Origin of the sequence: Ruegeria sp. HKCCA5491 (assembly GCF_013034565.1) — a bacterium.
GTDB lineage: Bacteria > Pseudomonadota > Alphaproteobacteria > Rhodobacterales > Rhodobacteraceae > Ruegeria.
The window spans coordinates 1-20,532 of record NZ_WQGG01000007.1 but is presented as its reverse complement, the minus strand read 5'-3'; the positions used below and the strand labels follow the sequence as shown (position 1 = coordinate 20,532).

Sequence of the window (20,532 nt, the reverse complement as noted above, 5' to 3'; positions counted from 1 at the left end):
CTACCCTAGGAGGTGATTTCTGATCGAGGCGATTATGAAAGACGCTCAGGCCGCGTTTTATGACAGTCTTCCTTTGCTGCGCGACTTTGCCCGGCTTGCCGACCCCGTGCAGTTTTCAGCCCTTCCTGACAATTGGGTCGTCGGGGTGGCGGATATTGTCGATTCAACGGGCGAAATTGCCAAAGGCCGCTACAAGACCGTGAATATGGTCGGCGCCGCGGTTATTTCAGCCATGATCAACGCCATGAAGGGCAGCGACTTCCCCTATGTGTTTGGCGGCGACGGCGCAGGGTTTGCCGTCCCCGCTAGTGCGGCTGACGACGCCCGATCCACGTTGGCTGCCTTGCGGCGCTGGGCCGAGGACGAATTCGGAATATCTTTGCGCGCCGCGTTGATGCCCGTTGCCGAAATCCGGGCGTCGGATCGGGATTTGCGTGTCGCCCGCTACGCGCCGTCCGATGGCGTGGACTATGCCATGTTCTCGGGCGGTGGGTTGGCCTGGGCCGAGGCGCAGATGAAAGCGGGTGCGTTTGCTGTGCCTGTCGCGGAACCGGGCGCGCAACCGGATCTAACGGGCCTGTCCTGTCGCTGGTCAAACATCAGGGCGGCCCATGGTCAGATCGTGTCTTTGGTGATCGAGCCGACTGCGCAAGCGACTGAGAGCGATTTTGCGGATTTGGCGCAATCTGTTCTGGTCGCCTCAGAAGGGTTAGAGCGGGCGGGACATCCTGTGCCTGTGAACGGCCCGCCAATGAATTGGCCTCCGCCGGGGTTGGATATCGACGCGCATGTGTCGCGACGGGGTCGCAATCTCACTTTGCAAAAACTTGGGTTGCTGGCACAAAATCTGCTGATTTACCTCTTGTTCAAGGTCGGGCGACCCATGGGTGACTTCCAGCCCGAACACTATCAACAAATGGTCAGCCGTAACGCGGATTACCGGAAGTTCGACGACGGATTGAAGATGACACTGGATTGCGACGAGGCGACGCTATCGCAAATCCGAATAATGCTCGAACAGGCCCGTGGTCAGGGAAAGATCCGCTATGGTCTGCATGCGCAAGATGAGGCGATGATGACCTGTTTTGTCCCCTCGGCCACGCGCGACGACCACGTTCATTTTATTGACGGCGCATCCGGCGGCTATGCGCAAGCGGCAGCCGCCATGCAGGGCTGAGGCGTTATTTCCCTTTCCATTGCGCAGCCAGTGCGCGTGCAGCCCGGGTCAGCAACATGACATCAATGCCAACCGCCAGAAACTGCGCGCCCATATCCAGATAGGCCTGACTGGCCTCGTCCGTCGTGCCCAGAATGCCCGGAGCCTTGCCCGCAGCCCTGATCCGCGTCATGGCATCGGCAATTACGGCACGGACTTCGGGTGCGGTACTGTCACCCTGATGGCCCATATCCGTGGACAGGTCCGCAGGTCCGATAAACACGCCGCTGACGCCCTCAACCTTCAGAATCTCGTCCAGAGCCTCGATTCCGGCGCGATTTTCAACCTGAACCAGCAGGCAAATCTGGGTGTCCGCAGTCTGGATGTAATCGGTGGTCGTTCCATACATCGTCGCGCGTGACGCCATGGCCCCGACCCCCCGCACGCCCTGTGGTGGATAGCGGCAGGCGCGCACCAGTTCCTGCGCCTGTTGCGCGGATTCAACCATGGGAACAAGAATGGTCTGCGCCCCGGCGTCCAGAACCATCTTGATCAATGCGGTGTCGCCCACGGGTACCCTGACAACGGGATGGGTGGGACTGGACGACAACGCCATGAGTTGATCGCGCACAGACCGGATGTCGTTTGGCGCATGTTCTCCGTCAATCACCAGCCAGTCGAACCCGGCCGTACCCATGATTTCGGCCGTGACGGCCTCGGCAAAGCTGCTCCAACAGCCGATCAATCTGTCGCCATTTTGCAAAGCCAGCTTAAAGGTGTTTGTAGGGGCGGGCATGTTGGAACCTTTTCATCCGTGATGTGGCGAGTGCGGCGATCGAACCTTGAGAGCATCATTCCCAGTGGTTCCGAGTTTGACCAGCCCAAAAGCGCATGGCAGATCACCGCCCATAACGGTTCGCGCTGAGCCCATCGCGTTAGCGCTCATCAAAAATCTTAAACAGTCTCTAAATAAGGCGTATTTAATAAACTTCGGCTGAGTTGCAGTCTGATGAGATTTCGTCCAAGATTCCTTATGCCCAATGACTTTCCACTTACGTCACGCTCATTGCCCATAGCATTGCTGCGGGCGCGGGAGCGTGTCATGGGACCTATTCGCAAAATGCTGTCAGATGCAGGCGTGACTGAACAGCAATGGCGTGTCCTGCGTGTCCTGCAAGAGGAGGGCCCGCAGGAGCCGACACGGATCGCCGAGCGCGCCTGTCTTCTGCTGCCCAGCCTTACGCGGATATTGCAAAAACTGGAAGCCAAGGGTTTGATCCGGCGCAGGGTTAATCCCGGCGACAAGCGCCGTCAGATTGTCGAGGTCACGGCGCAGGGTGAGCGGATTATTCAGGACAATATCGAAGTGATGATACGTCTTGCCGAAGAAATCAAAGACCAACTGGGCCAAAAGCGGCACGAGGCATTGCTGGACCTGTTGAACGAGCTGCATGACCTTTAGCCCATTCACGGGGATCTGAACTTAGGACGTCATTTCCAACAGGCGGTTCACCTGCTTGCCCCCAGTGGTTTGTCCTCTAAGATGCGCTGTTGTTGCCAGATAAAGGGGTCGCTATGCCGTTTTCGCTACCAAAACCGCTTGAAATCCCGGTCGAGGGCTTTCGACCCCTTACCCGTTGGGCCGCGTTTTCTGTGTTGGACGGAACTATGCGGCGCATGCGGCCGAGATGGGCCACGAGGTTGATCGCGAAGCACCGTTCTATTTCACGAAATCCGCAGCCAATGCGGTTTTGTCCGGTGCCACAGTGCCCTTCCCGCCGGGGACAGACAACTTTCATCACGAGATGGAGCTGGCCGTAGCGATCGGCAAACCCGTCTTTCGTGCGTCCCGAGGAGAGGCCGCAGACGCCGTATATGCCTATGGTTGCGCATTGGACATGACCCGCCGGGACTTGCAGATAAAAGAGCGGAACAAGCAGCGGCCCTGGGATCTGGGCAAAGACCTTGAGAACGGAGCAGTCTTTGGCCCCCTGACACCCGCTGCGGATTGGTCGCCGGATGACGACAAGCGTATCGTTCTAAGCGTGAATGGCGATGTGCGTCAGGACGCAACGCTGCACGAGCTGATCTGGAAGATCGACGAAATCATCAGCCATCTTTCAGGCTATTACCATCTGCGCCCCGGTGATCTGATCATGACGGGCACCCCGGCGGGCGTTGGGCCGGTGCAACCCGGTGACAGGCTGGCGGGTACGATTGACGGCTTGCAACCCATAAGCTTGACCCTCTCTGCGGCAGAATAGACCCTAAATAGGGTCTTTTAGCCAGTTTTCCGCAAACTCTACGCGGCCAAGATCGGTGAATCTGCGCACCCGGTCGAGCTCGGATTCCAACCGACCCGTCCGTGCCGCAGACCAACGGACGGACCGTTCCGGCCACACAGCGCTGACTCGCAATGCGTCGTCGTCGCGGTGGGCCTTCATGTCGATGCGACCGATCATTCGGTCACCTTCCAACAGTGGAAACACATAGTAGCCGTAGGTCCGCTTTGGGGCAGGTACGAACACCTCGATCCTGTAGTGAAACCCAAACAGCTTTTCCGCCCGGTTACGATCGCGAAGCATGGGGTCGAACGGACTAAGCACTCGGATACGGCCCGGCGGTTTGTTCAAGTGATTTACGTCTTCGGAGCCGGGCCGTGAGAGCATCCTGCGCGTCCTTCCATCAGCACAGGTGACTTCGATTTCCTCCAACTCTCCTTTTGTTAGAGCCTGTTTAGACCATTCCCGGGTTTCTGTGGTGCTTACCGTGTCCCAGAACGCGGCCAGTTCGCCCGAGGTTGCAAACCCCAATCGGTCCATCGCCGCATTGCACAACCAATCAACGGTTTCTTCCGGGTCTACCTGCAGCTTGCCGGGGCAAAGATGGTCGTCGATCACACGTTCTGTCAGGTCATAGCGTTTCTGAAACCCTTGTCGCCCAATCACAGTCAACGCCCCGGACCGCCACAGGAACTCCAGCGCGGTTTTGGATGGGTGCCAGTCCCACCAGCCGCCCGATCCTTTCTTTTCGTCCTTGCCGACGTCTGACGACGACACTGGCCCGTGGTCACGGATATGCTGCAAGACGGTTTCAAACCGCTGTTCGAACCCGTCCCGGCGCCAGTTCTTCCACCGGGACTTCAACATATCCGCGTCTCGTTGAAACCTGAGATGCCAATGCCGGTAATACTCCATGGGGATAACCGCGGCGTCATGTGTCCAATGTTCAAACAATGCCCTGTCGCGTTCGTACAGGTGTTTCAGATTCTTCGCGCGATAGCTGGGCCTGCGCGAAAACAGGATCATGTCATGGGCGCGAGCCACCGTGTTGATGCTGTCCAGTTGCACAAACCCCAACCGCTGAATCAGGTCCAGAAGAGCGGTCCCCTTGGCGCTGCCCGTCGGCGGCTCAAGAAGGGCGTGCCGATCCAGGAACACGGCCCGCGCTGTTCGGTTGTCCAGTTGACGAAGCGCCATCAGGTCAGCGTCGTTTCAACGTGTCGCCATAGCTGATCTTGGGGGTCAAGGTCACGCGGGTGTCGACCTCGGCGTTCGGATCGGCAAGTTGCGTGGCGATGATCTCGGCCGCTTTGCGCCCGATCTCCAACCGGCAGGCATCCATCGTGGCCAGCTTGCGCGGCAGACCTTGCAAAAGCTCGACATTATTGAACCCAGCCAAGCCGATCTGGCCAGGCACATCAATGCCTTGATCCAGTAAGTAAAGCAGGCCACCTGCGCCAATCATATCGTTGGAATAATACAGGAAATCCAATTCAGGTGAGCGTTCCAGCATGGCTTGCGTCATCTCGCGCCCCTTGGCCAGTGCCGAGCCACCAGAGTAGAACTCTCGATCCTCGATTTCGATGCCGTGCTTGCCCAGCACTTCGGTGAACCCTTCGAACCGCTTACGCGCGCGGTGATCCAGCGGCATTTTGGTGCCCATGAACCCGATATGTTCATAGCCAGCCTTAAGGATCGCCTGCGCCATCTCGCGCCCGGCCCGACGGTGCGAAATCCCGACCATCGCGTCCACCGGTTTACCGTCGGTGTCCATGACTTCGACCACTGGAATGCCCGCAGAATCCAGCATGGCGCGGGCCGCGTCCGTGTGCTCCAGCCCGGCGATGATCACGCCTGAGGGCCGCCACGAAAGCATCTCGTACAGAACTTTTTCTTCTTTTTCCGGCAGGTAATCGGTGACGCCGACCACGGGTTGCAACTCGGTATCTTCCAACACCTGATTGATCCCTGTCAGAACTTCCGGGAAAACCATGTTGGACAGCGATGGAATAATGACAGCCACCAGATTGACCCGGCTTGATGCCAACGCGCCTGCGATTTTGTTCGGCACATAGCCCAGTTCTTTTGCAGCGGCCAAGACCCGGGTTCGGGTGGCGTCAGACACGTCCCCCCGGTTTCGCAATACCCGGCTAACCGTCATCTCGGATACACCGGACGCCTCAGAGACATCACGAAGGGTAAGCGGGCGTTTTGTATCTGTCGTCACTGGGGTACCTGCGTTGTTGTTTTGTGGAATGGTAGCGTGAACAGCGCGCAATTTACAACTGTTGTGCAAAGGCCATGACAACCAGAAAAAACACAGGTAGAGAGAGCCTTGCGCGGCCCCGTGGCTCAACTGGATAGAGCGGCCCCCTCCTAAGGGGCAGGTTGCAGGTTCGAATCCTGCCGGGGTCGCCAGCTTAATAATGGCTTGCTGGCTTGCAGCGTTGCGCTTAACCGCTCTTGGCATGCACCCTTAGGTCGGGTTCGTCCGCTGAAAGGTAAGCCGCCCTCAGACCCAGAACTGTGCGCAGATCCCCTAGTTAGATGCGCCTATACCCAGAGTTTGCCGTGTGTTTGTCAGCACAATTTCAAATGGATCATGCGACTTGGATATCTTGACCATGATGCTGGCCCCCAACCACAAGTAATACAGACTGGCTGCCACAGCAGTTGGGGTCTGAGACACGCGAAGGGACCCATCTGACACGCCCGCTTGGACGACAGTTGCGAGGCGAGAGATGATACCGTCTGTTCCAGTTTTTAGTGCGCTCCGCATCGGTTCAGAGAAATCCGATACCTCCGCGCCAAGCTTCACAGCCAGGCACCGGCTTTCGCAATCCTCAAGGCCCTGATTTTCGCGCCAGTTCGAAAAATACAGCATCAACATCTCAGCCGCTGTAAGCCCTTGTTTCGCAAAGAGATGATCCAGATTTGCATGGTAGGATTCAAAGTACTCGTTTAGCAATACCACGCCAAACGCATCCTTGGATTCGAAGAAATGATAGAACGAGCCTTTCGGTACACCTGCAGCTTTTAGGATTTCTGCAAGGCCAACGGCGCTGAAACCTTTTTGACCGATCAGGGATTGGCCAGCGGTTACAATGTTAGATCGCGTATTCATCTGCCCCGCCTTCTTACCCGGTTCAGGTCTGCTTCCATGATAGACGGATAGTCTAATACTCCAGCCGCGAACGTACAATAGGTCGACCAAGAATTGAGATATTTGGCAAAAGTATGAAATTTTTTGCCAAAGATTTGAAAAATAAATTACTAGACGACCGGTCTAGTTTGGCGTAGGTGAGTCGCCCAAGACCCTCTTTGCCGCGATGAACGCGGGGGCGTGCCCCCGGTCGCGGTGCAGGTGGAATGCACGATCCAACTGAATTGACCCAACTTGGAAAGCAGAACATGAAAATCCTGATGGTACTGACCTCGCATGACAAACTCGGTGAAACCGGGCTAAAAACCGGTTTCTGGCTCGAAGAGCTGGCTGCGCCTTACTACGTCTTCAAAGATGCTGGCGCGGAAATCACCTTGGCATCTCCGCTGGGTGGTCAGCCTCCGCTTGATCCTAAAAGCGCCGAAGAAGGTTTCCAGACAGATGCGACTCGGCGGTTCGAAGCTGATGCCGATGCCACGGCGCAACTTGCAGACACCGTTAAACTGGCTGATGTCGCCCATGACACATTTGATGCGGTCTTCTATCCGGGTGGGCACGGTCCGTTGTGGGATTTGGCCGAAGACGCACAGTCGATTGCCTTAATCGAAGCATTCCATGCGGCTGGAAAACCGGTTTCGCTGGTATGCCATGCGCCCGGCGTTCTGAAACACGTGAAAGACGGCAACGGCAATCCGCTGGTTGCCGGTAAAAAGGTTACGGGTTTCACCAACACGGAAGAGGAAGCAGTTGAATTGACCAAAATCGTCCCATTCCTGGTTGAGGATATGCTCAAAAGCAATGGGGGCGAATATTCCTGTGGTGAAGATTGGGCGCCCTATGTCTTGCAGGACGGCTTGCTGATCACTGGTCAGAACCCGGCCTCATCTGAAGGCGCTGCGGAAAAACTAATCGCAGCCGTGAATTCGTGATCAAAAAGCGGGGCGGTGAACAGCGGCCCCGTCTTTTCGATTCAGGCTGGAAACCTTAGCAAAATTTGCAATTACGTAATTTAGGAAGTCGCAATATCATGAGCATAACACTTGGTCGATGCCTTCTAGCCGTCTATTTCCTCATCCCCGGACTGATGAAGTTCGCTGCATTTGATATGCATGTTGCGCTGATGCAGCAGCATAACGTCCCCGCGCCAGTGCCGTTGCTGGTGGTGGCCGGAGTTGCCAACATTGCAGGTGCGCTTTTGCTACTGTTCAATCGTTTTGTTCGCGCGGCCAGTTTTGGCCTTGTTGCCTATATCCTTTTGGTGAACTTTTGCCTGCATGACTTTTGGAATTTTGAAGGTGTCCAAGGCCAGCATGAGGTTCAGAATTTTGTCAAAAACCTTGGGATTTTGGCTGGAACACTCATCCTTGCCGGAGCCAGCCCAAAAAGGCCGCTTGATCTGACTTTGCTGTCAAAATCAGACAACGCATATGCCGCCTGACCTAATAACCGAGATCAAAGGGAGATAAAATGTCACAATCAGCAGATACCAATCGCCGGATCGTTCTGAACGAACGTCCCGTAGGTTTGCCGGACGAAAACACGCTGCGGATGGAAACCACGGACGTGCCAACGCCCGGCGAAAACGAAATGCTAATCCGCACGGTTTATCTGTCGCTTGACCCCTACATGCGCGGTCGGATGAACGATGCCAAATCTTACGCGGAACCGGTTGCCATTGGTGGCGTCATGACAGCGCAGGTTGTGGGTCAGGTGGTTGTATCCAACCTGGCGGGGTATGAAGCGGGGGATTACGTTCTGTCCGGCAGCGGTTGGCAGGATTACGCGATTTCTGACGGAACCCAGGTCATCAATCTGGGCAAGACGCCGCAGAACCCGTCCTGGGCCTTGGGCATTCTGGGTATGCCCGGATACACGGCCTACGCAGGTCTTCTGAAAATCGGTGAGCCGAAACCGGGTGAAACCGTTGTTGTTGCCGCTGCTGCGGGGCCAGTGGGTGCAACGGTTGGGCAGATCGCCAAGCTTAAGGGGTGTCGGGTTGTCGGCGTTGCTGGCGGGGCTGAAAAATGCGCTCATGTGGTCGAAAACCTTGGTTTTGACGCCTGCATTGATCATAACGCTGATGATTTTGCAGCCCAGCTCGTCGCGGCGTGTCCAGACGGCATCGACGTGTATTTTGAGAACGTGGCCGGCAAAGTCCTGTACGCCGTGTTGCCCCTGCTGAACCCGTTTGCGCGCATTCCGGTGTGCGGCATCGTTGCCTGGTACAACCTGACCGGCCTGCCCGAAGGCCCGGATATGGGCCCCGCGATCATGGGAACCCTGCTGCGGCTAAAGGTCAAAATGCAGGGCTTCATCATCTTCGATAGTTTCCCACCGTCGGTTTATCAGGAATTCACCCGCGACATGACGGGTTGGATTGAAGACGGGTCGATCAAGTACAAGGAACACATGGTCGACGGTCTCGAAAACGCGCCACAAGCTCTGAACCAATTGCTGCAGGGGGGTAATTTCGGAAAGATGGTGATCAACGTCGCCGCGTGACCTTGTCCGGCGGCATCGCGAAATTCCGGGGCCAACAGGTGGCCCCGGTAGAATTCGACCTTTGACTGGGATCTGATTGGGATGCGGCCAGACCGGTCGCGCGGCTTACCTTAGCGGACGGTCCATCGCATCCACAGCGCCAAACGGGTTTATTCCGCTACTTCGGCTTCTGGTTCCCGTTTCTTGAATTGCTCATCAAACAAGCTGCGGAAACTGCCGTTTTTGTGCAGTAGCTCATCAAGGTTGCCTTGTTCGACGACAGCGCCGTCCTGAACAACCATGATCTTGTCGGCCTCCAGAATCGTCGACAGGCGGTGTGCGATCACGATCACCGTGACGTCCTTGGTCAAGGCATCCAGTGCTTCTTTGACCAACGACTCGGATTTTGCATCCAGCGCGCTTGTCGCCTCGTCCAGCAACAGAATCTCGGCTTTGCGCAGGATCGCACGAGCGATCGCGACCCTTTGCTTCTGGCCACCTGACAGGAAGGTGCCGTTTTCGCCAACAGGAGTATCGTAGCCTTTGGGCAACTCGCTGACAAAGTCATGCGCATGGGCGGCTTTCGCTGCCGCGATGACCTCTTCATCTGTTGCATCCGGCGCCGAGCAGCGAAGGTTCTCCATGATCGAGGTGGAAAACAGGAAGGTGTCCTGACCAACGTAGGAAATCTTGCGTCGCAATGATGAGAAGCTGACATTTCGCAAGTCCTGCCCGTCGATTTCCACACTGCCTTCGTCAGGGTCATAGAAGCGCATAATCAGGCCAAACAGCGTTGACTTGCCGCCGCCCGACTGACCCACCAGCGCTGTGGTCTTGCGTGCCTCGAACGTCAGGCTCAAGTCTTCGATCACCGGCATCGACCCCAGATACCCAAAGGTCACGTTGCGCAATGCGATCTCACCCGGACCGTCAAGAAGGTCTTTGGCATCCGGGCTTTCCTGCATCGTGTCTTCCTGATCCAACAGGCTAAACAACAAGCCGACACCGACCATTGCAGTTTCGATCTGGACGCGCATTTTGGACAGCCGTTTTGCGGGCTCATAGGCCATAAGCAGAGCGGTGATAAACGACATGAGCTGACCGGCGGTTGGCTGCTCGGTTCCGGCAAGTCCGATTGTGCTGACGATCAGGACGCCCGCGACGGCCAAACCAGCAAGAAACTCCATCAACGGGCTGGCGATGGATTGAAGCCGCGCAATGTCGTTGGAACGCTGCTCAACCTTGTGGATGGCGGTATCCATCCGGTTGATCATCTTGTCCTCAAGCGAAAACACCTTGATCACTTTGATTCCGGCGGATGTCTCCTGTAGAACGCGGATGATCTCGGCCAGGGACTTGAACTCGGCCTGCATGATCGACCGGACGCTTTTCAACAGGTAGCGGACGCCCATCAACGCTATGGGGCCGACGATAAAGAACATCACCGACAAAACCGGCTGCTGATACACCATTACGATAACAAGCCCGACCAGTGTCAGGGTGTCGCGGACAAAGCCGGTGACAAGGACGTCGATCAGCTTTCGCGCCGCCTGCGCCCCGTTGGTCGTTCGCATCAACAGGTTGGAAGATTCATTTTCGGAAAAAAAAGAAACGCCATGCCTGAGCAGTTTGCGATAGACCTTTTCCTGCTGAACGGCCACGATCCGGTTCCCGGCGCGGGCCAGATAGACCGCCTGAATGTAAGAAGCGATGGCTTTCACCAAAAACAGGCCAATGACGCCCAGCGCGATCAAATGAGCCCAGCCGCGCATCTCGGGGCTGGTCATCGCATCGACGATGTATTCCATCATGTAGGCGGATCCGGCGGTCGTCACCGCCACGGCAATCATCGCAACAATCGCGACGGCGTATAGTCCACCTTGCGCAAAGAAGCTCTCGCTGATGAGGCGGCCCATATAGCCTGACCGCCATTTGTCCCAGGCGCGCTTAATCATTGCGTTCTCCAGATCGTGAAACTGTGCGCTCGCTCAGATAACCTATAACCGTTCTTCTCTAAAGGGCAGATGAAATGAATTGACCCAACGGTTTGTTCTGACTGTTTGGCGATAGCCCCAACCAGATAGGTGTCAGGAAAGCTGTCGGCAAGAGTCATTGATGAAAAGAGAAGACGTTTTTGTTGTCAGCATCCGATAAAGCCGGGCAAGGGCGTTTGAATGATGGGGTGTTTCGAGTGATTCGTTGCGATTTTTAAGTATTTGAAAAGCAGAAAAATTTCTGAAGCCTCGTGCGTGTGTTTTTGCCGCGAACAGCACTTTTTCTCTTTGTTTTTCGTCGCTTGCCTGTATCCATGCCAGGTCGCAAGGTTTGCGGGCGTAAATTTGATTTTCTGGCCTTTTGGATAGGTACTTGTAGTTGCGCGGTTTTTTGCCGCTGTGGGTTTTTAGCGTAGCTTTCGAAAAAAACGCTCGTTCTTTCGCTTTTCTACTGCTTAAATGTTAGTATTAGGAACGCGGAATATTAAGATGGTATTAAAGTCGTGTCGATCACTGCCGTTATCCTTAGCCTGCCAAAAGATGTAGAGCGGCGACGTTTCTGCGAAGCAGAACTGGCCCGCTTTGGATTGAGTCATGAGTTTTCGGATGCGATCGCGGGCGAACAGCTGGGCCGGTCAGACCTGAAACTCATTTATGATGAAGAAATGAACCGCGCTAAGTTCAAGCGCCCCCTTAGTCGAAATGAAGTGGCCTGCACGCTTGGGCACCGCCAGATCTGGCAGCACATCGCTGAATCCAGAGATTGTGTGGGCCTTGTTCTGGAAGACGATGCCACTTTCATCCGTGACCCACGATCCTTTTTGAACGCACTTGCCGAATGTCCCGAGTGCTTTGAGGACGTCATGATCAAACTGGACGGTGTTCCGGGCAAGAACGCGCAGATCATCAAGGAATTTGCCGATCAGAACTTAGTTCTGTCTGACATCCTGCCGCCCAGAACTACAGGTTATATCCTTGGGCGGCGCGCGGCTGCCAGATTGCTGCAGGTTGATGCTCCGATCGCGCGACCTGTCGATATCGACCTGAAATTCTATTGGGAACATAAGGTCCCCATACTGACCTTGGGCAAGCAGATGATTGCCGAGCGAGATTCGCATGACAGCAATATCGAAACTGCCCGTCGCAAGACCAAGCCGGGTTCGGCGGTCGAAAGATTTGTCCGCAACATTGTCTATCAGGCCAAGTTTACGCATGGCCGGTTGAGCCACCCGCTGAACCCGGACATGATTGACGGGCTGGGTCCTTTGCTTCGCCCCGAACAGCAGGTCCGGTCCCACGTATGAAGAATAGCCTTGTGGTTGTCCGTGCGGGCAGCAACTCACTTCACCACCGGTGGCTGGACATCCCCTATGAGGACCGAAACTACGATCTATTGATCAGCTACTTTTCGGACGAAGCATATGCGGAATTTACGCCCGAACCCGGCGTCGAAGCGGTTTTGGTCAAAGGCGGTAAATGGGACGGGCTGTACAAGACGCTTTCGAACCGTAATCTGGACCAATACGACTATTACTGGCTGCCGGACGATGATCTGGACATAAGCGCGTCAATGGTGAACGCGCTGTTCGATGCCATGGGTGGCTTTGGACTGCGTATTGCACAGCCATCTCTCACCCCGGACAGCTATTTTTCCCATTTTGTGTTTAGCCAGTGCCCCGGCTTTGTTCTGCGGTACACCAATTACATTGAGATCATGGCCCCATGTATGCATCGGGACATTCTGAAAAAGGCGTTGCCGCTGTTCGAAAACACCATGAGCGGCTACGGGCTGGATTACATCTGGTGCCGCTGGGCCGAAGCCGGGGCCTTCCGAACCGCGATTCTGGATGAAATCGCAATGCATCATACCCGTCCGGTCGGCAAGAATCTGAAAGCTGCCATGGCCGAGACTGGCAATCTCAGTTCGGAAGAAGAAGAGGCCGTACTAAAAGAAATGTTCGATCTGTCCCGCCGTACGGTACCTATTATTTTTGCCGGGATACTGAAAGGCGGACAGCCTGTTTCAGGTCGGCTTCAACTGGGATGGCTCATGTGCCGGGCGTGGTTGTCAAAACTGTCGAGTTTTCGCAATTCGGGCGAGGCGCGGTCTGGTGTCCTCAAGATCGCACGGCGGCAGTTGATCAAGCCGCTTGATATGACGACGATAAACTTGAAGACGAAGGCTTTGAAATGAAAGCAAGTCGTTTCCTGATGGTTGGCGCTGGACTGTCCGGTGCCGTGATAGGCCGAGCACTGGCCCAAGCAGGGCACGAAGTAACAGTTGTCGACAGCCGCGACCATATCGGCGGCAACTGTCATACCCAGCGCGACGCGGATACCGGCGTCATGGTTCATGTCTATGGCCCCCATATCTTTCACACCGATGACGAAGAGGTTTGGGCCTATGTCAATCGGTATGCAAATTTCCTGCCCTACAAGAACCGGGTAAAGACAACCTCTCGGGGGCAGGTCTTTTCGCTGCCGGTCAACCTGCACACAATCAACCAGTTCTTTGGCAAGACGATGCGCCCGGACGAAGCCCATAGCTTTATCACCGAAGAACAGGCCGACAGTTCAATCACTGATCCGCAGAGCTTTGAGGAACAGGCCATGCGGTTCGTCGGGCGCGACCTCTATGAGGCGTTCTTCAAAGGATACACGATCAAACAGTGGGGGTGTCACCCGTCCGAATTGCCTGCGTCGATCCTTAAACGCCTGCCGGTGCGGTTCAACTACGACGACAATTACTTTTTCCATCAGTTTCAGGGGATGCCAGAAAACGGCTATACCGACATGATCGCGGATATCCTTGATCACCCCTCGATCACGGTCAAACTGAACACGACCTTCGACCGCAACATGGCCGAGGGGTTTGGCCACGTCTTCTATTCGGGGCCGCTGGACGGCTACTTCGATTATGAGCTTGGGCGTCTCGGGTATCGCACGCTGGATTTTGAACGCTTTACCTATGACGGGGATTATCAAGGCTGTGCCGTCATGAATTACGGCGAAGAAGACGTCCCTTATACGCGGATCACCGAACACAAGCACTTTGCCCCTTGGGAAACACATGACGGGTCGGTCTGTTATCGCGAGTATTCGCGCGCGGCCCAGCCGGGCGACATTCCTTATTACCCGATCCGGCAGGTGAAGGAAAAAGCGCTGCTTGGCGAATATGTCGAGCTAGCTAACAAGACCGCGAACGTGACCTTTGTTGGCCGGTTGGGAACTTATCGCTATCTGGATATGGACGTCACGATCCGCGAGTCTTTGGATACGGCTGCGGCTGTTCTTGCGTCGCTGGAACGAGGTGACGACCTCAAACCGTTTTTTGTTTCGGTGCTCTAGGCGGGGTCATGCCTTGTGCGGGACCGCCGGATCCGGAAACCGGTTGCGCGTGCGGTTTGCAAAAGCCACGAGTGACAGCATTACCGGTACCTCAACCAGAACACCCACAACGGTTGCCAAGGCCGCGCCCGAGTTCAGCCCGAACAGGCTGATGGCGACGGCGACGGCCAGTTCAAAGAAGTTGGATGTGCCGATCATGGCGCAGGGGGCAGCGATGCGATGGGGCACCTTCAACGCATAGGCCGCACCATAGGCTAGCGCAAATATGCCGTAGCTTTGGATCAGAATGGGCACGGCGATCAGCACAATCACCAGCGGCTTGACCAGAATGGTTTGCCCCTGCAGGCCGAACAGGATGACCACTGTGGTGATCAGACCCAGCACGGACCACGGTTTTACCCGAGCTGAGAACGCGTCAATGGCCTCTTGCGAGCCCAGTTTGCGCCGTGTGAGCAGACCGACAATCAGGGGCAGCACCACGTAGAGAACCGTTGCCAGAACCAAGGTCTGCCACGGGACCGAGATGTCGGTAACCCCCAACAGGAACGCGACGATCGGGGCAAAGGCCACGACCATAATCAGGTCGTTCACTGAGACCTGCACAAGTGTATAGGTCGCATCCCCTTTGGTAAGCTGAGACCAGACAAACACCATCGCCGTACAAGGGGCCGCGCCCAGCAGGATCAGACCAGCGGTGTATTGCGCGGCGTCTTCTGGTTTGATCCACGGCGCGAATACGTGGTCAAAGAACAAGACTGCCAGCAAAGCCATTGTGAACGGCTTGACCAGCCAGTTGACCACCAGCGTGACGATAAGGCCCTTGGGCTGACGGGCGACCCCAGCGACAGCGCCGAAATCGACGCTGACCATCATCGGATAGACCATGGCCCAGATCAGAACGGCCACCACAAGATTGACGCTGGCGAACTCAGCCGATGCGATAAATGCCACCAGACCGGGGGCTGCCAGCCCGATCAGCACGCCTGCGATCATGGCCAGGGCGACCCAAACAGTCAGGTAGCGTTCGAAAATGCTCAAGAGTACGCCTCATTCGTTTGATCGGTGAGCTTGCTTGAGGTCAGCGCCGCCAAGGCTACCATAATAGCAGCAGTTCCCAGCACCAGTGGAAGGCCGCCGATCTGATAGGTCAGGCCGGACAGGACAGTGCCCAGCAAACGGCCCGTCGCGTTTGCCATGTAATAAAACCCGACATCCATCGTGACCCGTTCGGACTTGGTGAAGGCAAGGATCAGGTAGGAATGCAGCGAGGAATTGACCGCAAATATCGCCCCGAACACCAGTAAGCCAAGAACCAGTGTCACGGTCAGCCATGCCTCAGGCCCCGACGACATCAGGACAGCCACCGTCAATGCAGCCGGGACACAGAACAGGGCCGAAGCCCAATTGCGGGCTGCCCGGATCAGGTCGCCCTCGGTCCGCTCGGACGCGTGCAGAATTTTGGGCGCGCTGGCCTGAACTGCTCCGTATAGGATAACCCAGACGGCCATGAAGGTGCCGATCATGAAAAAGGCCGCGCGGTTTCCTTCTTCGGTCCCGTCGGACAGGACCGCGTAGAAATAAATCGGAATACCAACCACGAACCACACATCCCGCGCGCCGAACAGAAAGACACGCGCTGCAGACAGCCAGTTTACATTTGCGGATTTGGAAAAGACCTCGGAAAACTTGGCGCCCTTGCGTCCTTGCGGCAGGCCGGGTGGCATCAACACAAAGACCGCAACCAGAATGAGTGCCAGCACAATGGCCATCACCAGCGTCGCCCACATGAAGCCCACCGTTGCCAGCAGACCGGCCCCCAGCAGAAAGCCCAAACCCTTGACCGCGTTTTTCGATCCGGTCAGAATGGCGACCCAGCGAAACAGTCCTCCGCCCGTTGTTGGGGCCAGCAGTTTCACGGCGGATTTGGATGACATCTTGGCCAGATCCTTGGCTACCCCGCTGGCGCCCTGAACGATCATCACAAAGACGACTTTGACCGGAATTGCCCAGTTAGGGTCTAGGTGCGCTAACACCAGCAGCGCCCCGACCTGTAGCGCAAGCCCTGCATACAGCGTTGAGGTCAGGCCGAACCGCGCCGCGATCCAACCGGCCGCCAGGTTCGTGACTATCCCGGCGATTTCGTAAAGGACGAACAAATACGCCAGCTGCACCGGCGAGAACCCCATCGTATGAAAGTGCAATAGCACCAGCATCCGCAGAGCTCCGTCGGTCAGCATGAAAGCCCAATAAGCTGCCGTGACCGCAATATAGGCCGACAGTCCTTCGGGCCGGTCGGTCACAGCGCGGCCCCGACCATCAGCGCCACATCAACCAGACGATGCGCATAGCCCATCTCGTTGTCATACCACGCATAGATTTTCACCTGCGTTCCGTTCACCACCATGGTCGAAGGCGCGTCGACAATCGAAGACCGCTCGTCATTGGTGTAATCGGTTGAGACCAGCGGCCGGGTCTCATAGCCCAGAATGCCCCTTAGTTCGCCCTCGGCGGCAGCTTTGAAGAAGGTGTTAACTTCTTCAGTGGTAGTTTCGCGTTCAACCTCGAACACGCAGTCGGTAAGCGAGGCATTTAGCAGCGGCACCCGCACCGCGTGGCCGTTCAATCGGCCCTTCAGTTCGGGATAGATCAGCGTGATCGCCGTGGCGGACCCGGTGGTGGTCGGGATCAGCGAATTCAGCGCCGACCGCGCACGCCGCAGGTCTTTGGCGGGGCGGTCCACGATGGTTTGGGTGTTGGTCACATCGTGGATCGTGGTCATCGAGCCATGGCGGATACCCAGATTTTCGTGGATGACCTTAACGACCGGGGCCAGACAGTTCGTGGTGCAGGACGCAGCCGTCACGATGTGATGCATAGCAGGGTTATAGGTGCCCTCATTCACGCCCATCACGATATTGGCGGTAGGCCCATCCTTGACCGGGGCCGAGACAACAACCTTCTTCACCCCCGCCTCGAAATAAGGGGCCAGCTTGGCCTGCGTTTTGAACACGCCGGTGCAATCGATCACCACATCCACACCGTCCAGCGGCAGGTCGGACAGGTCTTTGGTGCCAATGAACGGCAGGCGGGTGCCATTGATCGTAACGCTGTCCGCGTCGTAGGTAAATTCGGCATCCCAACGGCCATGCACCGTGTCGAACTCCAGCAGATGCGCGTGCATCTCGGGGTTACCGACCCCGTCGTTGATCCAGGCGATCTTGGCACCCTTCTCCAGCAGGGGTTTCAGGGCCAGTTTTCCCATCCGGCCGAGGCCGTTTACCGCGTAAGTGGTCATTTCGTGTCCTCGACGTGGGTTCTGCCGATATCGTCGACGGCAGTTTGCAATGCGATCCGATCCAGGCTTTCGACCGGCAACGAGGTGAACGCTTCGATCCGCCGTTTCAGCGCACCATATGCGTTTTGGAAGGCGAGGCTTTGCTCGGCCTCTGTGCCGGTTGTCTTGACCGGGTCGACCATACCCCAGTGGCCACTGATGGGCTGACCTTCCCAAGCGGGGCATTCTTCGTTGGCGGCCTGATTGCAGACCGTAAAGACGAAATCCATCTCGGGCGCATCGTCTGTGGCGAACTCGGACATATGTTTCGAGCGCAGGCCTGATGTATCGTGCCCCTTATCGCTCAGCACCTGAACGGCAAAGGGGTTGAGTTTCGACGTAGGTTGCGTGCCCGCGGAATAGACGTTGAACCGATCCCCGCCCAACGTCCGCAGAAGGGATTCAGCAAAGATCGAGCGGGCGGAATTTCCCACACACAGAAAAAGTACGTTGAATTTCCGATCCGTCATTTTCCTGGCTCCTTGTGTTGAAGGCATACAGATATCAGGTCGTCCACGGCAGCAGTCGTTCAGCAGGAATTCCAGCATGTGCTGCACATTCTTCATTTCAATCGAATAGAGCAGAGAGGTTCCCGCCCGTTCCTGCATCACCAGACCCGACCGCTGAAGTGCGTTCAGGTAGTTCGACAAGGTGCTGGCCTTGATCCCCAGTTCCGTTGCCAACTCACCTGCCGGGACGGTGTCAGGAAATCGTCGCATCAACATGCGAAACACGGAGATGCGCTGCGGGTGGCCAAGAATGGCAAGTTGGTCGGTTATCTGATCTATCATATTTCATGAAATATTGAATTATGAATGAGTCGGCAACGCGTGATCCACGCTGTTACAAATAATTCACAATTGAAGCTGGAAAGCGCAGCACCTGTTCGGTGGAGGAAATCCGGCAGATCAAGACTTGCACGCCACTTTGGGACCGTTTAAACGGTCCTGCGTTTGCCTCAATAGCTCAGCTGGTAGAGCAGGTCCTTCGTAGTTAGCGGGTCCCCGCGAGAATGGCTTGCGAAACCAAAGAGTTCGCGGCAAAGGAGTAGAACAAGTAGGGCCATAGTAGGGTCCGGAAAGCCGCTGTAGCTCAGCTGGTAGAGCACGTCATTCGTAATGATGGGGTCGGGGGTTCGAGTCCCTTCAGCGGCACCAGTTCTCTCGATTAATCAAATACTTAAGTTGCACTATCTTCGCGTCAGTTCAACCCCAAGTGTCCCGCTTTTGAGATAGCTCGGAGCTAGTTTTGAGAAGACTTTACGACAGATGCAGCGCGCATTGCTTCCAAGGTATCTAGAGTCTCAACACTAACTCGAGCTACGTATGCCAATAGATCGATGACACGTTCTTTGTGGTCGGCGAAACGGTATCGGTAGTCTGGGTTGTCCTGCAGCCAAGCCTCGACGGTGGCGTCCCGCACCTTCTTCTCTTTGTGCTGGTCGAGCACCCAGTCGAGTCCAGAACGATTGCCCAGACGATACTCCCAAGCACGGGGCGGGAACCCAGAGAGGGTGGTCTCGCTATCGATCTCGATCCTGCCTTCCTCGGGGTGTGCTTTCAGCTTCAAGGGCAGCGCGACACCGGCTTTGCGAGACTTCTCGTCAGGCGTGTCGGTGCGGTTAATTGGCCACGGTTCAACTTTCTCATAGTCGATATGTAGGTCCATCAGCTGCCGACCCCACTTAGCCCATGAGGCGAAGTCCTCTTGGAATGGGATACGAGGGAACTCACGTCGCAGATTGATGGCGTAGGTCTCCCTCCAAACAGGGTCGTGCAGGCAGGCGTAAGCATAGGTGAAGATTGTATCCTTAGTGACACCGGCCCGCTTACCGTAACGCTTGGTGAATTTGTTCAAAGCCCAATCGGTAATATTGTCGATGCCCTCGTCCGCAGACGGGTATCGTAGCATTGGCAGCACGACGGTGCCTGCAGCAGGACCCACCAAATGCAAATCGGGAAGGTGTGATCCGGCTAATGCCATCCAGGGTTTTTGTGCACTCGGGTCAGTGAAGCAAATGTAATTGTTATCGTCGCGTGCGGAGAACGGGAAGATTTGATCCTGTTGGTATGGCCTATGGGTGAAGAGAGGTGCGAATCGTGTAGGAATACGAACAAACGGCCTGTACAGCGCCTCCCTAAGCGAAAACTCGCCGTAGTCGATCAAGTGCTGTCTTTCAGCGTATCTCCTTAATTCGCTGCTCCACTTAATTGGTAGTCGTTGACCTTGCGTAATCTCATCTGGGCTCGGATAACTTTTGTCAGTTACGCTTGTGTTATAAACTTTTGCGAAATAGGCGCTTTTTTCCCGGATGGCGTTCCATGACATATCATAAGCCCATTCATCTCGGTTCGAGGAAACGCCGAGACTGAACAGCTTGAAAATCGCTCTTTCCTGTCCCTTTACCTTTGCCGCTTTGGTTTTCTTGCTGGCAACAGGCAGCAGTTCGCCCCACTCGTTCTCCACATGGTCGAGCCAGTTACCGCGCTTTGAGGGGCTTATCTGGACCCAAGGTAGTTCAGTGGGCTCGTTCCGTGCTAGCCAGTCGAGCTTGTCCCTCGCCACCTCGTCTTCGGGTCGCCTGACGTAGTGGATTCCCTTACCTTTGCCGCCTTTGACAAAGAAGCCGATGACAACACCGGTCTGAATACCGAAGACATTGTGTGTGGTCCCCGACAACTTGGGGTTGGCACGTACGTCGCCGCCCAGATCGACGAGGTGTCCGTTATCAGGGATTTTGGGACAGATGGCCGCCTGAGCTAAGAGAGGATCTG

General features: G+C 56.0%; 18 protein-coding genes, 2 tRNA genes and 1 pseudogene. 11 read left to right on the top strand and 10 right to left on the bottom strand.

The genetic code is table 11. The annotated features are described in order from the left end of the window. The first annotated feature begins 34 nt into the window (after window positions 1-34). Window positions 35-1,177 carry a DUF3095 domain-containing protein gene (locus GOV88_RS10570; RefSeq protein ID WP_171124202.1) on the top strand — a complete coding sequence of 381 codons (1,143 nt, stop codon included), beginning with the start codon at window positions 35-37 and terminating at the stop codon, window positions 1,175-1,177. A gap of 4 nt (window positions 1,178-1,181) precedes the next feature. On the opposite strand, the gene GOV88_RS10565 is transcribed toward GOV88_RS10570, so the two are convergent. Beyond that, the gene (locus tag GOV88_RS10565) at window positions 1,182-1,952 is read right to left on the bottom strand and encodes an HpcH/HpaI aldolase/citrate lyase family protein (RefSeq protein ID WP_171240397.1); all 771 of its coding nucleotides are present in this window, start codon (window positions 1,950-1,952) and stop codon (window positions 1,182-1,184) included. Window positions 1,953-2,189: 237 nt separating this feature from the next. On the opposite strand from GOV88_RS10565, the gene hpaR reads away from it, so the two are divergent. Then, window positions 2,190-2,618 (top strand): homoprotocatechuate degradation operon regulator HpaR, encoded by a 429-nt coding sequence (hpaR, locus tag GOV88_RS10560; protein WP_171123943.1) that lies wholly within the window; start codon window positions 2,190-2,192, stop codon window positions 2,616-2,618. Between the two features lie 113 nt (window positions 2,619-2,731). After that, a pseudogene (locus tag GOV88_RS10555) lies at window positions 2,732-3,420 on the top strand (fumarylacetoacetate hydrolase family protein). Between the two features lie 3 nt (window positions 3,421-3,423). On the opposite strand, the gene GOV88_RS10550 reads toward GOV88_RS10555, so the two are convergent. Both GOV88_RS10550 and GOV88_RS10545 read right to left on the bottom strand, forming a co-directional pair. Then, on the bottom strand, window positions 3,424-4,635 hold the full coding sequence (locus tag GOV88_RS10550; RefSeq protein ID WP_171240396.1) for a winged helix-turn-helix domain-containing protein: 1,212 nt from the start codon (window positions 4,633-4,635) through the stop codon (window positions 3,424-3,426). Window positions 4,636-4,639: 4 nt separating this feature from the next. Next, window positions 4,640-5,665, bottom strand: coding sequence for a LacI family DNA-binding transcriptional regulator (locus tag GOV88_RS10545; protein ID WP_171124211.1), 1,026 nt, complete (start codon window positions 5,663-5,665; stop codon window positions 4,640-4,642). A 114-nt stretch (window positions 5,666-5,779) separates the two neighbouring features. Here GOV88_RS10545 and GOV88_RS10540 point away from each other — a divergent pair. Next, window positions 5,780-5,856 (top strand) — tRNA-Arg (locus tag GOV88_RS10540). A 121-nt stretch (window positions 5,857-5,977) separates the two neighbouring features. On the opposite strand, the gene GOV88_RS10535 is transcribed toward GOV88_RS10540, so the two are convergent. After that, window positions 5,978-6,562 carry a TetR/AcrR family transcriptional regulator gene (locus tag GOV88_RS10535; protein ID WP_171240395.1) on the bottom strand — a complete coding sequence of 195 codons (585 nt, stop codon included), beginning with the start codon at window positions 6,560-6,562 and terminating at the stop codon, window positions 5,978-5,980. Between the two features lie 287 nt (window positions 6,563-6,849). On the opposite strand from GOV88_RS10535, the gene GOV88_RS10530 reads away from it, so the two are divergent. The 3 genes from GOV88_RS10530 (at window position 6,850) to GOV88_RS10520 (ending at window position 9,103) form a co-directional block, all read left to right on the top strand. Beyond that, window positions 6,850-7,530 carry a type 1 glutamine amidotransferase domain-containing protein gene (locus tag GOV88_RS10530; RefSeq protein ID WP_171124660.1) on the top strand — a complete coding sequence of 227 codons (681 nt, stop codon included), beginning with the start codon at window positions 6,850-6,852 and terminating at the stop codon, window positions 7,528-7,530. 98 nt (window positions 7,531-7,628) lie between these two features. After that, complete coding sequence (locus tag GOV88_RS10525) at window positions 7,629-8,039, top strand: DoxX family protein (protein ID WP_171124215.1); 411 nt, start codon at window positions 7,629-7,631, stop codon at window positions 8,037-8,039. A gap of 29 nt (window positions 8,040-8,068) precedes the next feature. After that, window positions 8,069-9,103, top strand: a complete 1,035-nt coding sequence (locus GOV88_RS10520; RefSeq protein WP_171240394.1) for an NADP-dependent oxidoreductase — start codon at window positions 8,069-8,071, stop codon at window positions 9,101-9,103. Window positions 9,104-9,252: 149 nt separating this feature from the next. On the opposite strand, the gene GOV88_RS10515 is transcribed toward GOV88_RS10520, so the two are convergent. Further along, window positions 9,253-11,037 (bottom strand): ABC transporter ATP-binding protein, encoded by a 1,785-nt coding sequence (locus tag GOV88_RS10515; RefSeq protein ID WP_171240393.1) that lies wholly within the window; start codon window positions 11,035-11,037, stop codon window positions 9,253-9,255. A gap of 542 nt (window positions 11,038-11,579) precedes the next feature. Between GOV88_RS10515 and GOV88_RS10510 the strand changes: the two genes are divergently transcribed. From GOV88_RS10510 to glf, 3 genes are read left to right on the top strand one after another with little or no spacing between them, the layout of a single operon-like run. Beyond that, window positions 11,580-12,380 carry a glycosyltransferase family 25 protein gene (locus tag GOV88_RS10510; protein WP_171240392.1) on the top strand — a complete coding sequence of 267 codons (801 nt, stop codon included), beginning with the start codon at window positions 11,580-11,582 and terminating at the stop codon, window positions 12,378-12,380. Beyond that, window positions 12,377-13,270, top strand: a complete 894-nt coding sequence (locus tag GOV88_RS10505) for a hypothetical protein (protein ID WP_171240391.1) — start codon at window positions 12,377-12,379, stop codon at window positions 13,268-13,270. Before GOV88_RS10510 ends, GOV88_RS10505 begins: the two co-directional genes overlap by 4 nt. After that, the gene (gene glf / locus GOV88_RS10500; protein WP_217358917.1) at window positions 13,267-14,424 is read left to right on the top strand and encodes a UDP-galactopyranose mutase; all 1,158 of its coding nucleotides are present in this window, start codon (window positions 13,267-13,269) and stop codon (window positions 14,422-14,424) included. The genes GOV88_RS10505 and glf overlap by 4 nt, the downstream gene beginning before the upstream one ends. A 6-nt stretch (window positions 14,425-14,430) precedes the next feature. On the opposite strand, the gene arsB is transcribed toward glf, so the two are convergent. The 4 genes from arsB to GOV88_RS10480 are packed head-to-tail and all read right to left on the bottom strand — an operon-like array spanning window position 14,431 to window position 18,549. Next, the gene (gene arsB, locus GOV88_RS10495) at window positions 14,431-15,417 is read right to left on the bottom strand and encodes an ACR3 family arsenite efflux transporter (protein WP_254449223.1); all 987 of its coding nucleotides are present in this window, start codon (window positions 15,415-15,417) and stop codon (window positions 14,431-14,433) included. 41 nt (window positions 15,418-15,458) lie between these two features. Further along, complete coding sequence (arsJ, locus tag GOV88_RS10490; RefSeq protein WP_171240389.1) at window positions 15,459-16,724, bottom strand: organoarsenical effux MFS transporter ArsJ; 1,266 nt, start codon at window positions 16,722-16,724, stop codon at window positions 15,459-15,461. Beyond that, window positions 16,721-17,719 (bottom strand): ArsJ-associated glyceraldehyde-3-phosphate dehydrogenase, encoded by a 999-nt coding sequence (locus GOV88_RS10485; RefSeq protein ID WP_171240388.1) that lies wholly within the window; start codon window positions 17,717-17,719, stop codon window positions 16,721-16,723. The genes arsJ and GOV88_RS10485 overlap by 4 nt, the downstream gene beginning before the upstream one ends. Further along, on the bottom strand, window positions 17,716-18,549 hold the full coding sequence (locus GOV88_RS10480; RefSeq protein WP_171240387.1) for a helix-turn-helix domain-containing protein: 834 nt from the start codon (window positions 18,547-18,549) through the stop codon (window positions 17,716-17,718). The genes GOV88_RS10485 and GOV88_RS10480 overlap by 4 nt, the downstream gene beginning before the upstream one ends. 290 nt (window positions 18,550-18,839) lie before the next feature. On the opposite strand from GOV88_RS10480, the gene GOV88_RS10475 reads away from it, so the two are divergent. Beyond that, window positions 18,840-18,915: transfer RNA gene (locus GOV88_RS10475), tRNA-Thr, on the top strand. 85 nt (window positions 18,916-19,000) lie between these two features. Here the strand turns inward: GOV88_RS10475 and GOV88_RS10470 are convergent. Next, the coding region (locus GOV88_RS10470) for a type ISP restriction/modification enzyme (protein WP_305848808.1) at window positions 19,001-20,532 on the bottom strand (1,532 nt) is incomplete at its 5' end.